The following is a 749-nucleotide window of genomic DNA, read 5'->3' as shown; positions in this document are numbered from 1 at the left end:
GTATTACAAGTAACTAACCAAGCGGATGCAGGAATAGTTGTAGTAATGGCTTCTAGCGGTGGAATGCAGGAAGAAAAAACCGTAACAATAGAAAAAGCAGAATCAGAAGTAACAAATATAACAATAAGTGGTGAAAGTGTAATAAACGTACCAACAGAAATAACAAGTCCAAAGGAAACAGAGTATACAGGTATAGTAAAAGACCAATACGGAAATGTGATGGATGAAAATATAAGTTGGTCATTAAAAACACCAATAACAGGAATAAGTATAAATCCAGAAACAGGGTTATTGGGAGTAACCAACCAAGCAAATGCAGGAACAGTTACAGTAGTGGTATCTAGTAATGGAGTGCAACAAGAAAAACAAGTAGCAATAGAAAAAACAGAACCAGAAGTAACAAATATCATTATAGATGGAGCTAGCAGTATAAATGTACCAACCCAAAAGAATAGTCCAGAAACAATTGATTATAATGCAGTAATAAAAGATCAGTACGGAAATGTAATGGATAAAGATGTAAGTTGGTCATTAAAGATACCAGTAACAGGAGTAAGTATAAATTCGATAACAGGGTTACTGAAAGTAACTAACCAAGCGGATGCAGGAACCGTTGTAGTAATGGCTTCTAGTAATGGAATGACTGAAGAAAAAACAGTAACGATAGAAAAAGCAGAATCAGAAGTAACAAATATCATTATAGATGGAGCTAGCAGTATAAATGTGCCAACCCAAAAGAATAGTCCAGA

The 749-nt window shown here is 34.6% G+C and carries 1 protein-coding gene; it reads left to right on the top strand.

From position 1 onward, the window contains the following. Positions 1-749: hypothetical protein (locus QMG30_RS24775; protein ID WP_281819906.1), on the top strand; the 749-nt coding region annotated here is incomplete at both ends.

Origin of the sequence: Vallitalea longa, assembly GCF_027923465.1 — a bacterium.
In the GTDB taxonomy this organism is placed as follows: Bacteria; Bacillota; Clostridia; order Lachnospirales; family Vallitaleaceae; genus Vallitalea; species Vallitalea longa.
The sequence above is the reverse complement of the archived record's forward strand: the minus strand, read 5'-3'. Positions and strand labels throughout refer to the sequence as shown.